Origin of the sequence: Anaerostipes sp. (assembly GCF_018381315.1) — a bacterium.
GTDB lineage: Bacteria > Bacillota > Clostridia > Lachnospirales > Lachnospiraceae > Anaerostipes.
The window spans coordinates 93,139-106,515 of the sequence record NZ_JAGZSD010000005.1; the positions used below are offsets into that span (position 1 = coordinate 93,139).

At 44.9% G+C, this 13,377-nt stretch carries 15 protein-coding genes and 1 pseudogene; all 16 read right to left on the reverse strand.

Features of this window, described 5'->3' with window-relative positions:
• Positions 1 to 9: 9 nt before the first annotated feature.
• A complete protein-coding gene (locus KH180_RS05455; RefSeq protein WP_290757481.1) occupies positions 10 to 1,188 on the reverse strand; it encodes a sn-glycerol-1-phosphate dehydrogenase in 1,179 nt (392 codons plus the stop codon).
• Positions 1,189 to 1,203: 15 nt separating this feature from the next.
• Positions 1,204 to 1,653: a ribose 5-phosphate isomerase B gene (gene rpiB / locus KH180_RS05460; protein ID WP_290757484.1), complete on the reverse strand. Its 450-nt coding sequence runs from the start codon at positions 1,651 to 1,653 to the stop codon at positions 1,204 to 1,206.
• A 95-nt stretch (positions 1,654 to 1,748) separates the two neighbouring features.
• Positions 1,749 to 2,198: a hypothetical protein gene (locus KH180_RS16755; protein WP_330624449.1), complete on the reverse strand. Its 450-nt coding sequence runs from the start codon at positions 2,196 to 2,198 to the stop codon at positions 1,749 to 1,751.
• A 60-nt stretch (positions 2,199 to 2,258) separates the two neighbouring features.
• Positions 2,259 to 2,617: pseudogene (locus KH180_RS16760) on the reverse strand (PTS glucitol/sorbitol transporter subunit IIB); the annotation flags it as partial.
• Positions 2,610 to 3,161, reverse strand: coding sequence for a PTS glucitol/sorbitol transporter subunit IIC (gene srlA, locus KH180_RS05470; protein WP_290757485.1), 552 nt, complete (start codon positions 3,159 to 3,161; stop codon positions 2,610 to 2,612). The gene srlA and the pseudogene KH180_RS16760, both read right to left, overlap by 8 nt.
• A gap of 10 nt (positions 3,162 to 3,171) precedes the next feature.
• Positions 3,172 to 3,570 carry a transcriptional regulator GutM gene (locus tag KH180_RS05475; protein ID WP_290757487.1) on the reverse strand — a complete coding sequence of 133 codons (399 nt, stop codon included), beginning with the start codon at positions 3,568 to 3,570 and terminating at the stop codon, positions 3,172 to 3,174.
• Positions 3,571 to 3,854: 284 nt separating this feature from the next.
• A complete protein-coding gene (locus KH180_RS05480; RefSeq protein WP_290757489.1) occupies positions 3,855 to 4,829 on the reverse strand; it encodes a sugar-binding transcriptional regulator in 975 nt (324 codons plus the stop codon).
• 12 nt (positions 4,830 to 4,841) lie between these two features.
• The gene (locus tag KH180_RS05485) at positions 4,842 to 5,636 is read right to left on the reverse strand and encodes a Cof-type HAD-IIB family hydrolase (RefSeq protein ID WP_290757491.1); all 795 of its coding nucleotides are present in this window, start codon (positions 5,634 to 5,636) and stop codon (positions 4,842 to 4,844) included.
• A gap of 450 nt (positions 5,637 to 6,086) precedes the next feature.
• Positions 6,087 to 7,526 carry an Asp-tRNA(Asn)/Glu-tRNA(Gln) amidotransferase subunit GatB gene (gene gatB, locus KH180_RS05490; RefSeq protein ID WP_290757493.1) on the reverse strand — a complete coding sequence of 480 codons (1,440 nt, stop codon included), beginning with the start codon at positions 7,524 to 7,526 and terminating at the stop codon, positions 6,087 to 6,089.
• On the reverse strand, positions 7,526 to 8,998 hold the full coding sequence (gatA, locus tag KH180_RS05495; RefSeq protein ID WP_290757495.1) for an Asp-tRNA(Asn)/Glu-tRNA(Gln) amidotransferase subunit GatA: 1,473 nt from the start codon (positions 8,996 to 8,998) through the stop codon (positions 7,526 to 7,528). Before gatA ends, gatB begins: the two co-directional genes overlap by 1 nt.
• A gap of 10 nt (positions 8,999 to 9,008) precedes the next feature.
• The gene (gene gatC, locus KH180_RS05500) at positions 9,009 to 9,302 is read right to left on the reverse strand and encodes an Asp-tRNA(Asn)/Glu-tRNA(Gln) amidotransferase subunit GatC (RefSeq protein ID WP_290757497.1); all 294 of its coding nucleotides are present in this window, start codon (positions 9,300 to 9,302) and stop codon (positions 9,009 to 9,011) included.
• A 328-nt stretch (positions 9,303 to 9,630) separates the two neighbouring features.
• Positions 9,631 to 10,671: a hypothetical protein gene (locus tag KH180_RS05505; RefSeq protein ID WP_290757499.1), complete on the reverse strand. Its 1,041-nt coding sequence runs from the start codon at positions 10,669 to 10,671 to the stop codon at positions 9,631 to 9,633.
• 8 nt (positions 10,672 to 10,679) lie between these two features.
• Positions 10,680 to 11,120 (reverse strand): hypothetical protein, encoded by a 441-nt coding sequence (locus KH180_RS05510; protein ID WP_290757501.1) that lies wholly within the window; start codon positions 11,118 to 11,120, stop codon positions 10,680 to 10,682.
• A gap of 22 nt (positions 11,121 to 11,142) precedes the next feature.
• Positions 11,143 to 11,787, reverse strand: coding sequence for an HAD family hydrolase (locus KH180_RS05515; protein WP_290757502.1), 645 nt, complete (start codon positions 11,785 to 11,787; stop codon positions 11,143 to 11,145).
• A 75-nt stretch (positions 11,788 to 11,862) separates the two neighbouring features.
• Positions 11,863 to 12,498, reverse strand: a complete 636-nt coding sequence (locus KH180_RS05520; RefSeq protein ID WP_290757504.1) for a thiamine diphosphokinase — start codon at positions 12,496 to 12,498, stop codon at positions 11,863 to 11,865.
• Positions 12,498 to 13,373 (reverse strand): ribosome small subunit-dependent GTPase A, encoded by an 876-nt coding sequence (gene rsgA / locus KH180_RS05525; RefSeq protein WP_290757535.1) that lies wholly within the window; start codon positions 13,371 to 13,373, stop codon positions 12,498 to 12,500. Before rsgA ends, KH180_RS05520 begins: the two co-directional genes overlap by 1 nt.
• Positions 13,374 to 13,377 lie beyond the last annotated feature (4 nt).

Consider the following 13,377-nt stretch of genomic DNA (forward strand, 5'->3'; position numbering starts at 1 on the left):
ATCTCTCCCTTACTGATAAATACGGTTGGTTATTTTCTCGGCGATCTCCTCAAGTCTTCCCGTTTTCAGGGCAAGTTCCAGGATACTGTACCGGTTCCTTACTTTATATCCTTCCAGGATACTGTTATAGAACAGTTCTCTGTCAATCCCAATGTCCGTCGGATACACCGGTGCTCCCACTGTCTTTAAGAGGCCCTCCACGTATTCCCTGGAAGGTGCCAGCGCCATGGCCTCTTTTGGCACTTCATCTCTCATCATCTCAAAGATCTCTGCGACCACCGGGGTGGCAATCCCCACTTTAATTCCATGCAGTTCCGGAAACTTCCCTTTTGCAATGAAATCCATCTCCCAGTAGTGGCTCAGCATATGCTCTGCCCCGGAAGCCGGACGGGATACCCCGATCAATCCCATAGCTACCCCCGTAAGTGTCAGGGCTTCAATAAGATAAAGGACGGCATCATCATCCCTCTCTGCCAGTGCTTCAGCACTCTGAGTTACTTTCTCAAGTGCTCTCTGCACGAGAGTAACACAGGTTTCACAGCAGTATTCATCCACTTTCTCCCTCGCCAGATACCAGTCGGCAAGCGCTGTCAATTTTCCAAGCACATCACCGAATCCGGCATGGATCATATGCATCGGTGCCTGTTTCATGATGTCTGTATCCCCGATCACTCCATATGGAAGCGTGGCAACAAAGGATATTTTTCTTCCTTCCAGGATCAAAGGCGCTCCGTCAGCTACATATCCGTCCATGGAAGGTGCGGTGCAGACGATCACATATGGAATCTTTGTCCTGGCAGACATATATTTTGCCATATCATTGATGGTACCGGAACCTACCGCTACGATCACTGCAGTATCCGGCTCCAGATTAAGGAACATGGTCCCTGCAGCCTGCTCATTTGGAATCAGAATATCATCTCCGGAATCCAGCATGACATTTTTTACAAGAAAATCATCTGCCTCCAGGATTGAAAGCACCCGGTCCCCTGCTGCCTTAAATGTATGGTTGTCGCTGAGCATATACACCTTCCTGCCCCTAAACGGCTCCAATACATTAGAAAGCTCTTTGAGAACTCCCTGACCCATGATGATATGTTTAATATCTAATGTGTGATGTTTTCCGCAGCTGCAGTCGAAATCAGCGCCTGCCATTTCATTCATTGAAAAATTTAAAACTTCATCCATATGCTCTCCTCCTGCCTACTTGCTGAACTGTTTTTCGTAATAAGTGATCCGCTCCACCTTTTCTGTAGAAGGCCCGTCTTTAAACTCAAGGCCCATCCAGATATCCAGCAGATAAAGTGCCAGCTGAGGTGCCACCACCCTTGCGCCCATGCACATAACATTTCCGTCATTGCTTAAAATTGAGCGTTCCGCAGAAAATGGATCATGGCAGACAGCTGCCCGGATACCCGGCACTTTGTTTGCCGTCATAGCCATGCCGATGCCGGTTCCGCACACAAGAATTCCCCGGTCACATTCCCCGCTGGTAACTTTCTCACAAGTCTTTACTGCAACATCCGGATACAGAGCACTTTCTCCGGCTTCCACCCCATTATCCACATAAGTATGTCCTGTTTCCTCTAATCTCTTTTTGATTGCCTCTTTTAATTCATAAGCTGCTTCGTCACATCCAATTGAAATCTTCATATGTATCTGCCTCCTTTAATTTTATGTCTTTATTTTACCTCTATATTTATGCAAAGTCTATAAAAAATATTGAAATAATGTATAAGTATTATTTTCTATGAAGCATACAGGCCAAAGCTTGCCACAAAGGCAATCACAACAGCAATCGGCCCTGTAATGACACGGGAATATAATACAGAAGGTACTCCAAGCTCAATTGTCTCAGATTCACATTCTGCAAGGCTCAGCCCTACCGGAATGAAATCGCAGCCTACCTGGGCGTTGATTGCAAACAGCGCGGGCAGTGCATACTGGGCCGGAATCTTTCCCATGGCAATCTGGGATCCCAGCAGTGTTCCGACTACCTGGGCGATCACAGCTCCCGGACCAAGCACCGGTGATAAAAACGGCATGGCACAAATCAGGGAAATGATCAGCATTCCCGGCAGTGTCGCACATAAAGGTGAAATGGTTTTGGCGATAATATTTCCAAGCCCGGTAGCTGTTATAATACCCAGGATTGTGCTGGTAAACGCCATAAAGGGAAGTATATTTTTCACTACCATGTCAATGGTTTCACGTCCTGCGGCAAAGAATTTTCCTACTACCTGCCCCACACCGATTCCAAGCCTTGTAATCAGACCCGGCTGTTCCGCAGCTTCTTCCGTCCTTTTGTCCCGTCCGCTTTCTTTATTCTCTTCCGGCGCTTTCTTTTCCATGACAGCCTCCCCGTCTGCATAGGAAAGGCAGCTTTCGTCCACCGCAGATACATAGCGATGGCCACCAGGATTTCTTCGTCAGGCACATTGTTCTTATGTCCGTCCACCGCTTCCCCGCCGGTCATCTCAGCAAGCTTTGCTCCCAGCGGATGAATGCCGCCTATGGCTGTCATACATAAGATTTTTCTGCATTTTTCTGTTGCCTGTACTACAAGCGGCCCTCCGAATCCTCCGGAGCCTGCGGTGATCTTTACTGGCTTATTCATTGACAGCTACCTCCTTTTTCCCCATCTTCTTATATTTATTGCTGAGCATCAGATAAATTCTCTCTGTCACCATTCCCCTGATAAAGATGACTACAAGTCCTACAAGAAAATAACGGACTGCAAGATCTCCCAAAGGAAGATTCAGCTTCTGGATCCCTACTGCAATTCCCATATAGACAAACAGTTCACCGGCATTTGCGTGAGGGAAAAATCCCAGGACCGGATGACAGAAGCTGATTGCCGCATCAAAGAACGGGACTTTGTACTTTTCTTCCACAAATCTTCCGAAAGTGTAGGCCATGGGATTCCCGACACAGATCATTGCGATCACAGGCAGAAATAAATATCGGCAGATCCTGTTTCCCGTAATTTTCATACAGAATTTTTCGACCCGGTCTTCACCGATTAGTTTTATGACCGCATTGACTGCTGTCATCAGACATACGACAGTGGGAATGATCGTGGTCACCCAGCTTAAAAATGTCTGTCCCCCCGTGGAAAACAGCTTCATAAATCCATTTGCTAAATTTGATATAACCTGCATATGCTCCTCCTTAACCTCTCATTTCTAATGCTTCCAGCGCCTGTATGTATCCCTTATAATATTTCTGCTTTTTTTTCGTCATACCACGGAGCTCCAAAAGCACTTCCCGGAAATCCCGGCCCAGCATTTTTACTTGGTAAATCTCGGCCACCGGATGGAACCGGGCAAAGAATGAAATTCCGTCCATGGCTTCTCCCCCGGTTATCCTTCCTTCATCATCGCATGCAAGAATAACAATGTGTCCGCCGGACAGCAGACGTCCCCTTTTTTGTCCGATTCCAACCGCTCCGATCCGGTTTACCCTGCGTACAGCTTTCTCATAATCTTTGATCTGAAAGAAACCTCCTGCAGACTGGAGCAAAAACAGAACCAAAAATACTCCAAAAAGAACCACTACATGATTTGACATTTTTCTCTCCTTTCTTTGAACATTTTTTCTGTATTGTTATTTTATCTCTTTATTTATTCATAGTCTATAATTATCTTTGAAATAATGAATAAGTATATATTATTGTTCAGATATTAATACATTTTCTCAATACGATTTGTGCGCATCCTGCACGGAGTGCGATCCTTGCGGAGCGTTTTTTCTTTCATGGGAAAAGTACGTCCCACGAAAGAAAAAAACTTCCCGGATTTCTAAAACCCGGGAAGCCCCATTTCTTTTCTATATTTATTTCATGATATAAAACGTTACACTTCTTTTAACATCTGTCTTGCACACTCTGAATCTGTAATCAGTACATTGATATTCTTGGATCTCACCGCTCCGATGACCGATTTTGCTTTTTCTATTCCTCCGGCTACCCCGATCCTGATATCAATACTTTTCAGCTGTTCCTGGGATATCCCTGCCACACGCTGATTAAAAGAATCAAAAGGCTTTGTATTGCCCTCTATGTTGTAGAAATACAGTGATGCATCTCCCACAGCACCCATCTCCACAAAATCTTTTAATTCTTTTTCTGACAAATATCCCTCCGCCACAAGGGCAGTCCCTCCGGCTTCGGGAATTCCGATTCCCATTACAACAATTCTTAACTTGGAAAAATACTCATAGATATAATTGACTGTCTCCTCCTGAAGAAAAATTTCTTTGACCTCTTTGCTGGAAAATATGCCGGGAGAAAGAAACTGGACATAGTCACCTCCGAACTTCTCTGCAAATTCCACAGCAATCCGGTTGGACTGGACATCCCTCTTCTCTGTCCTTTTCTGGGAAATACCGCCGTATAGGGGTACAAATAAAAGCTTATTTCCTTTGTCATACCCTTTATCCACATGGGCAATATGAGACAGGGTCCTGCCCATGGTAACCCCTACATAGTCATCATTTTTCAGAATATGGCTCAGGTAGTCAAACGCAGCCTCAGACAGCATGTCCATCTGCTCTTCCCTTGTGTCCAAAGGCTCACTTTCTACAATAATGGCTTCCTTTAAGCCAAATCTCTGCTCCAGCTTCTGTTCCAGCTCACCGTAATCATAACTGATGGGATTGATGACCTCGATCTTCACAATCCCCTGCTCTCTTCCAAGTGCCAGCATTCTGGACACTGTAGCCCTGGAAAGCCCAAGTGTATTGCAGATCTCCACCTGGGTCTTATTCTTCATATAGTATAAGTTACAGCATTTATAAATCAGACGGTCATCATCAACTATTTTCTTCATCCGCTTCCACCTTTATATTAATTCTAATTCTTCCAGCGCATTATAGATTCCGTTTTCCTTCGTTGTCTGAGTAAATATGTCTGCAGTGTCCCGGACAGCATCGCTGCAGCGTCCCATGCCGATCCCGGTTCCTACGTTTTTCAGCATCTCCACATCATTGTCCGAGTCGCCGAATGCATAGAGGTTTTCTCTGGAAAGCCCCAGATCTCCCGCAACCTGGATCACTGCATCTCCCTTTGTGACACCCTTCATGGTAATATCAAAGAAATTCTCGCGGACATGTTTTGCGCACTCAAATGTGTCTGCATATTCCTTTTTAAAGTCCTGAAATACTTCCGGTGCTTTATAGTTCATTGTCAGCTTTGATATATGCTGTTTCTCCCAATACTTCCATGGAGCATACCACTCCATCGGGAGACTGAACAGACGGCAGAAATACTTGAAAAATTCTTCATCATTATGTAAATAGTAAGTTACATCCTGGGTATCCATCTGAATGATCGTGTCCCGGACAAAATATTTATCTATCACTTCATGCAGCAGATCTTCCTCAATAAAAATATCCCGCAGCACTTCCCTGTCAACTTCCGCATAGCTTCCGTTGCAGGTCACTGCCCCGTCAAAATGTTCGATGTCCGCCTCCAAAAACCGCTTTGTACGCCCTGAACAGAGCAAAGCCGCATATCCATTGTCCTGAAGCTTTTTTATGGCCTCCAGGGTTTTGGGGGTGACCGTCTTAATATGGTCCACTTCATCTACTAATGTCCCGTCATAATCAAAAAATACCGCTCCTTTATATTTCTTCATAGTATGGCTTCTTCTCCTTATTTGTTAAAATCAACAGCTCAACCAATACTATTGTACTTTCTTTTAATTCCCATTTCAAGCGGTATTCTACATCATCAGCACCTGTATGATTAAAAACAGGGTAATTGCAAGGGAAAGCAGAAACATTGACCTGTAAAAATCCTTCATGATAACGCTCCTTCTGTTCTAATTATCTGTAGTATTTTTCTTATAACGTTATCATACCGGTTTTCTCTGTCATAATTCTCAACCATTTTATGAAAAATTTCTTAACTTTTTGTGTCTTTTAACAAAGTGGGCATGCCCACCTCAGCTCCCTCAACCTCTCATTCTTTGAGGGGCTTGTACACTTTATGCGCCAAATGCGATTTGCCGCAGGCAAATAATTTCTCTGCGCATTTGTGTGCAAGAATAAAGAAGCTCCGGACCAATCTTGTCCGAAGCTTCTTTTTACATTTTGTCCAGAATCTCTTTTAATATCTTGTTGACGATGCCCGGATCTGCCTTGCCCTGTGTCGCCCTCATCGTCTGGCCCACAAGGAAGCCTATTGCCTTTTTCTTTCCGGCCTTGTAATCCTCCACGGATTTTGGATTATCATTTACGATCTTTTCAATGGTTTCCTGAAGGGCTCCTTCATCGTTCATGGACTTCAGCCCATTTTCCTCTACATAAGCCTTTGGATCCACATCTTCTTTAAAGATCTTTTCAAAGACTTCCTTTGCAACCTTTCGGTTAATCTCACTGCTCTTAACCATGGCAATCAGATCTGCCAGATGTGCCGGCGCAAAAGAAATATCCTCCAGTTCCATCTCTGAATCGTTGACCAGGCGCATTGTCTCACCCATCAGCCAGTTGGAAACTTCCTTGGCCTCGGCACCTTCTGCGATTGTTGACTCAAAAATATCTGCAAGATGCTTACTTCCTGTGAGAATATCAATATCATAATCCGGAAGGCCGTATGTCTCCTTATACCGGCTTCGTTTTTCATCTCTCAGTTCAGGCTGTGCATCTTTTACTTTCTGGATCCACTCATCGCTGATCACAACAGGCGGCAGGTCCGGATCAGGGAAATAGCGGTAATCCTGTGCATCCTCTTTAGAGCGCATCGGATAAGACTTCTCTTTGGTATCATCCCAGCGTCTTGTTTCCTGCGTCACTTCTTTTCCTTCTTCTAAAAGTGCCGTCTGCCGGTCTGTCTCTCCTTCAATGGCACGCTTGATCGCTTTAAAAGAGTTGAGGTTTTTCATCTCTGTCCTCGTGCCGAATTCCTTGGCTCCGGCTTCCCTTATGGAAAGATTCACATCTGCTCTCATAGAACCTTCCTGAAGTTTACAGTCAGAGGCTCCAAGATACTGAATGATCAGTCTTAATTTCTCTAAATATGCTATAACTTCATCAGCAGAACGCATATCCGGTTCGGAGACGATTTCGATCAGAGGCACGCCGGAACGGTTATAATCCACCAGGGAACAGTCTTCCCATTCATCATGAATCAGTTTTCCTGCATCTTCTTCCATATGAATCTCATGAATTCCGACAGACTTCTTCTCCCCGTCAGTCTCTATCTCCACATGACCGTCCCTGCAGATCGGAAGATACAGCTGGGATATCTGATAGTTCTGCGGGTTATCCGGATAGAAGTAATTTTTGCGGTCAAATTTACAATTCTGTGTGATTTTACAGTTGGTGGCAAGTCCCACTGCCATGGCATATTCCACTACCTGCTTATTTAACACAGGCAGAGAACCCGGCATTCCGGTGCATACAGGGCAGGTATGCGTATTCGGCGCACCGCCGAATTCTGTACTGCATCCGCAGAAGATTTTTGTCTTTGTCGCCAGTTCCACGTGGACTTCCAGACCGATGACGGTCTCATATTGTCTGCTCATTACTGCACACCTCCTTTTGCAATTTCCGGTGCTTCATATTGTCTTGTCTGTTCAAATGCATAGGCAGCCCGGATCAGTTTCTTTTCCTGAAAGCAGTCTCCTAAAAGCTGCAGCCCGATAGGCAGCCCTTTGCTGTCCTTCCCGCATGGGACGCTGATGCCCGGCAGTCCTGCAAGATTGGCAGAAATCGTATAGATATCTCCTAGATACATCTTAATCGGATCTCCCAGGCTGTCTCCGATCTTCGGAGCTGTCGTAGGTGCGGCCGGTCCTAAGATCAGGTCATAAGAGGCAAATGCTTTGTCAAACTCCTGTTTGATCAGAGCTTTTGTCCTCAACGCCTTCAGATAGTACGCATCATAGTAACCGGAACTGAGCACAAAGGAACCAAGCATGATTCTTCTCTTAACCTCAGGTCCAAATCCTTCTGAACGGGTCTTTTTATACATATCATGAAGCCCTTCTGAATCTTTTGCCCTATATCCGTATTTTATTCCGTCAAAACGGGACAGATTGGAACTGGCTTCTGCCGCTGCGATAACGTAGTATGCAGGAATAGCATACTCCACAAGTCCCAGGTCAAATTCTTCGATGACGGCGCCTTTTTCCTCCAGCGTCTTTGCTGCTGCCATGACGGCATCTCTGACCTCAGGATCCAGCCCTTCTCCGAAATAATCCTTTGGAATACCGATTTTCATTCCCTTTACATCATCCGTCAAATCTGAAGTAAAATCATATTCCTCCCGCTTAATGGATGTGGAATCCTTCTTATCATACGATGCTGCCGCTTCCAGAAGTGCTGCACAGTCAGATACAGTTTTTGCCATCGGTCCGATCTGATCCAGAGAGGAACCATACGCAATCAGTCCATATCTGGATATGGTTCCGTAGGTCGGCTTCATCCCTGTAATTCCGCAGAAGGAAGCCGGCTGGCGGATAGATCCTCCTGTATCAGAACCAAGTGCCATAAAACATTCCCCGGCAGCCACTGCTGCCGCAGAACCTCCGGAAGATCCTCCCGGCACATGTTCTTCATTCCATGGATTTTTGGTAGGTCCGAATGCAGAAGTCTCCGTGGTGCTTCCCATGGCAAACTCATCCATATTGGTTTTTCCTATAATAACTGTCCCTGCATCTATAAGATTCTGCACTGCCTGTGCGGCATAAGTGGGAACAAAATTCTCAAGAATCCTGGAGGCACATGTGGTAGCGTATCCTTTTGTGCAGATATTATCCTTTACTGCGATGGGAATGCCGGCCAAAGGCCCGGTTAATATTCCGCTGTCAATCTTTTGCTGAACTTCCTCTGCTCTTTTCAGAGCGCTTTCTTCATCATAAGAGACATATCCGTGAATGGACGGCTCCGCTTTCCTGATCTGGTCCAGCACAGCCTGTGTTGCTTCCTTAACACTAATCTCTTTCTCTTTTATTTTCCTGCCCAGTTCCAGGGCTGTTAAATCTAAAATCCCCACGGCGTTCCTCCTATTCTACAGTCTTAGGAACCACAAAGGCCCCATCTTTGCTTTCCGGTGCATTTGACAGAATATCTTCTCTGTCGTCTCCATTGGTTACAATATCTTCTCTGAACACATTGTGTACCGGAAATACATGTGACATGGGCTCAACACCTTCGGTATCCAGCTCATTCAGCTTATCAACGTAATCCAGCATGCTTTCCATATCCTTTTTTGCCTGTTCCTTTTCCTGTCCGGACAGCTCAAGCTTTGCTAAAATACCCACATATTCAATTGTTTCATCACTGATGTGATTTGCCATCTTGTTTCCTCCTTTAAAATAAAAAACCCGCTCCAAAGCAGATAATCTTCTGCTTCGGGGCGGGAATATCATCCCACGGTACCACCCGTATTAAGATCAGAACACCTTTTGGTTCCTGATCTCTTCTCAATTTCCGTACTTAACGCGTACCACGTAACAGCCTAGTCGGCATCCGCCTTTCAGCTGTCCGGCTCCAAAGTGTTCCCGCCGCAAGGTGTCCCTGGAAAGCTTTCAGTCTGCGGTCTTTCCTCCCTGTAAGGTTCCTTTTGCCTTGAGTCTTTTTCATCGCCTTTTTCCATTATGATTTTTAATCATAACACAGTTGATTTTATGAATCAAGCCCATTTGACAAATCATAAACCTGCATTTTATCAGGTCTGACGCGTTTACTCGGCACAAGTTTGACCTGCTGGCCTTCTTCGGATGAAATTGTTATCTCTGTTCCCGCCGGAAGTTCTAAATTTACATACTTTCTGGCTTCATCCTCCTCAGAATTTTCCGAGAGCCAAAGCACGTTTGCACCATATTCTTCATCCTTGTCCTGTTCATATGTATAATGAAACTCACCTTCTGCGCTGACTGCAATTACATCATAAGTTCCTGCCGGGAAATCTTTTCCTGCAGTCATAACCCCGGCAACTTCCACTTCCTTCTTCAGCGGATTTTCTCCCGGAGTTCTCAGCTTATCCAGATTGGCATTGGATGTCTTACAGTGTATCGTGCCGCTGTTCAGAACTTCTATCAGGGCACCCTGATAGAGACGGACATTTTTCACTTCCCTGTACTGATCTTCCCCCGGTGTTTTCCTGTCTGTCAGCCGTTCATAGATACTGATATACTGTTCCGTATTTGTCACAGACAGACTGATATCATTTCCTGTGCCGGTCATCGTGTAGATACCTTCCGGGATATCCAGGCCTACCACATATCTGCCGGAAGAGATATCCATGGAATAACGTTTTCCCGTATCTTCTAAAGTATAACTTGTATATTCATATGTACTGTCAGGAATTTTTTTCGTGTGTTTTTCTTCTTTGCTGACAAATGTCTGAACTGTTTCCACCAAATCCTTTATATCAACTTCACTTGCCGCATCCAGAAGCACACCGGCGGCAACGACAAAACTTAAAAATACTTTTATAAATTTTCCTGCGCCTCTTTTTTTCTCCGTGCGGAACTGCCTGTGTGCCCTCTTATGCTGCTTTGTCATGAATCTTTTCGGCTCTTCATTGGGCCTTACTCTGTAATCCGGATGATTTCCGCCGCCGGACCTTTTGGCACTTTCCAGCCGTTTAAAGTCATAGCCGCACATAGGGCAGACGCCATTCTTTAATTTTTCATTGCAAATCGGGCATTTCTCATATCTCATACTGGCTTCTATCTTTCCCTGTTCTTGAACTTTTTCTTCTTTTGCTCAATACGCTCTTTGTCCTTTTTTTCTATATCCGGCGCTATAGTTTTTGTAAACCATAAAAGTGCCAGTGCCGGTGCAAGAATCCAAAGGGATCTCTGATCATTTCCCAGAACAGAGAGAGTGAAAATGCCTTTTGCCTGAAGCATCATCACAAGCATATAGACAAAGACTAAAAGCAGGGCAAATGACTCACCGGAAGTATAACTCTTTCCCTTACCGGGTCCCACTAAAAACCGTTCCAGCAGCAGGGCAGCCCCGCTGATTATGGTTAAAATAAATGCTACATCTGTAAATGAAGTACTGGACCCCACAAAATCTTTTACCCAGTCAAATACCAGACTGAATACAAACATCAGTATCAGCACAGCCCACAATACTTTTTCTAATATACTGTATAATTTCATCTTTTCACCTCTGTATGCGTGATTACGCGTCTTTCAGCATCGAAATCACTTCTTCTATATGATTTACCTTTGTATCTGCCTCTCCCTGTTCCAGACAATATGCCTCAGGCACCTTTGCCACTGTAAAAATCCCGGCGTTTTTAGAAGCCCGTATCCCTATTTTGGAATCCTCAAGAGTAATACACTGTTCCGGCTCCAGTTCCATGTATTCCATTGCCTTTAAATATACATCCGGATGGGGTTTGTTTCTTGTGAGGCGCTCCCCGCTGATTACAAAGTCGAAATGCTCCTCCAGGCCGCAGTCGGCCAGCATTTTTTTAATGCAGTCCATAGAATTCCCGGATGCCAGAGTTGTCTTGATATCTCTCTTTTTGCAGTATGTAAGCAGCTCATCCACTCCCGGATTGAGAATCTCACGGTAGTCAAAGGTAACCGAATCCTTCATACGGGTAAACTCTTCCTCAAATACTTCCCTGCTGCTTTTGTCCCCCCAAAACTCCATAAAATAGTCAATTGCATCCGCATACGGCGTACCGATCACCTTCTCAAAATCTTTCGTTTCAAGCTCAATTCCATGGTCCAGAAACCACTCCTTAAATGCCTGAATGTACACTCTCTCGCTGTCCACGATAACGCCGTCCATATCCAAGATCAATCCTTTTTTCATCTTATCTGCCCTCTTTCATAATAGTTCACACAACTATACATTATAGCCTATTGTGCAGAGCACGTCCATTGGTTCTCAGTCTCTGCTTTCCACAATCAGCAAAATACCATCCTTCATATCAATGATCCCTGTCTCTTCTGACAGCTCATTGCTGATCCCCCATGTCTCATGAAACACAAGAGTATCATTGTTCAGCGGATAATAAAAACCATGCAGTGTCACTCCTGTTACCTTCCCCACAGGGATGAGCGAAACATAATCCCCAAACTGTTCTTTCTTTTCCAGTTTCAGAGGACGGTCCACTGCACGGATACGGTTGTGGGCATCTACAATATATGCTTCCACCCCATGTTTTAAGGCATAAACAAGCTGCCCCATGTTTCCCAGCACATGATCCAGCCTTGTGCCTGTGCTCCCAAGAACAGTTATCTTTTCAGCCCCCATACGGACTGCCTGTTCCATGGCGATCCCTGTATCCGTATCATCCTTTTCTCTTGGAAGGAACATGATATCTTCTTCCTCAAACCGCTTCCGTGTTTCTTCCGGACAGCTGTCAAAGTCGCCCAAAATAAAATCAGGACGGATTTCCAGCTGTTCTGCGTATAAAAGACCTTTGTCCGCAGCAATAACCCGGTCAAATGTCTGAGTTTGGATATAAGAACGGGCGAAGACCATATCTAAATCTCCGCCTGTTAAAATTAATATATGCATTACCATTTTCTCTTTTCTTTTAATTCATTATAGATGAGTACATAGTTGTCATAACGGGTCTGGCTGATCTTTCCCTGCTCCAAAGCTTCTTTGACTCCGCACCCCGGTTCATGGGTATGGCTGCATCCCTGAAATCTGCATCTGCCTTCATAGGGCTCAAACTCTTTGAAGTAATATTTGATCTCATCCTCCTCAAACATATCCACAAACAGGGAACTGAATCCCGGCGTATCCATAACAAAAGTGTCATTTCCCACATGGATCAGTTCTGAGTGTCTCGTTGTATGCTTTCCTCTTTTAATTTTTTCACTGACCTCTCCGGTCTCCATTTTTGCCTGAGGATACAAAAGATTCATCATAGATGATTTGCCGACTCCTGACGGACCTGCCAGCACAGTGGTTTTGTGCTCCACTGCCTCTCTTATTTCAGAAAGCCCTGTCTCATCAGAAACACTGGTAAAGATCACCCTGTAACCACAGTCCCTGTAAACATCCTTTAGTACAGACAATTCCCTTTCCCTTGCCAGATCTGTTTTGTTGAAACAGACAACTGCGGGAACCTGCTGTTTTTCCATCATAAGCAGAAACCGGTCCAGAAGATTATAATTTGGTTTTGGGTTTTTGGCCGCAAAAATCACCAATGCCTGGTCCACATTTGCCACTGCCGGACGGATCAGTTCATTCATTCTCGGCAGAATCTCTGTCAGATTCCCCAGCTTTCTATCTTTATCCAGAATCTCGATTTCCACTGCATCGCCCACCAGCGGCTTCATCTTTCGGTTTCTGAAAATCCCCTTTGCCTTGCATTCATATAATCCGCCGTCTGCGTAAACATAATAAAAACCTGCAATACCTTTGATAATTCTTCCCTGCATGAAC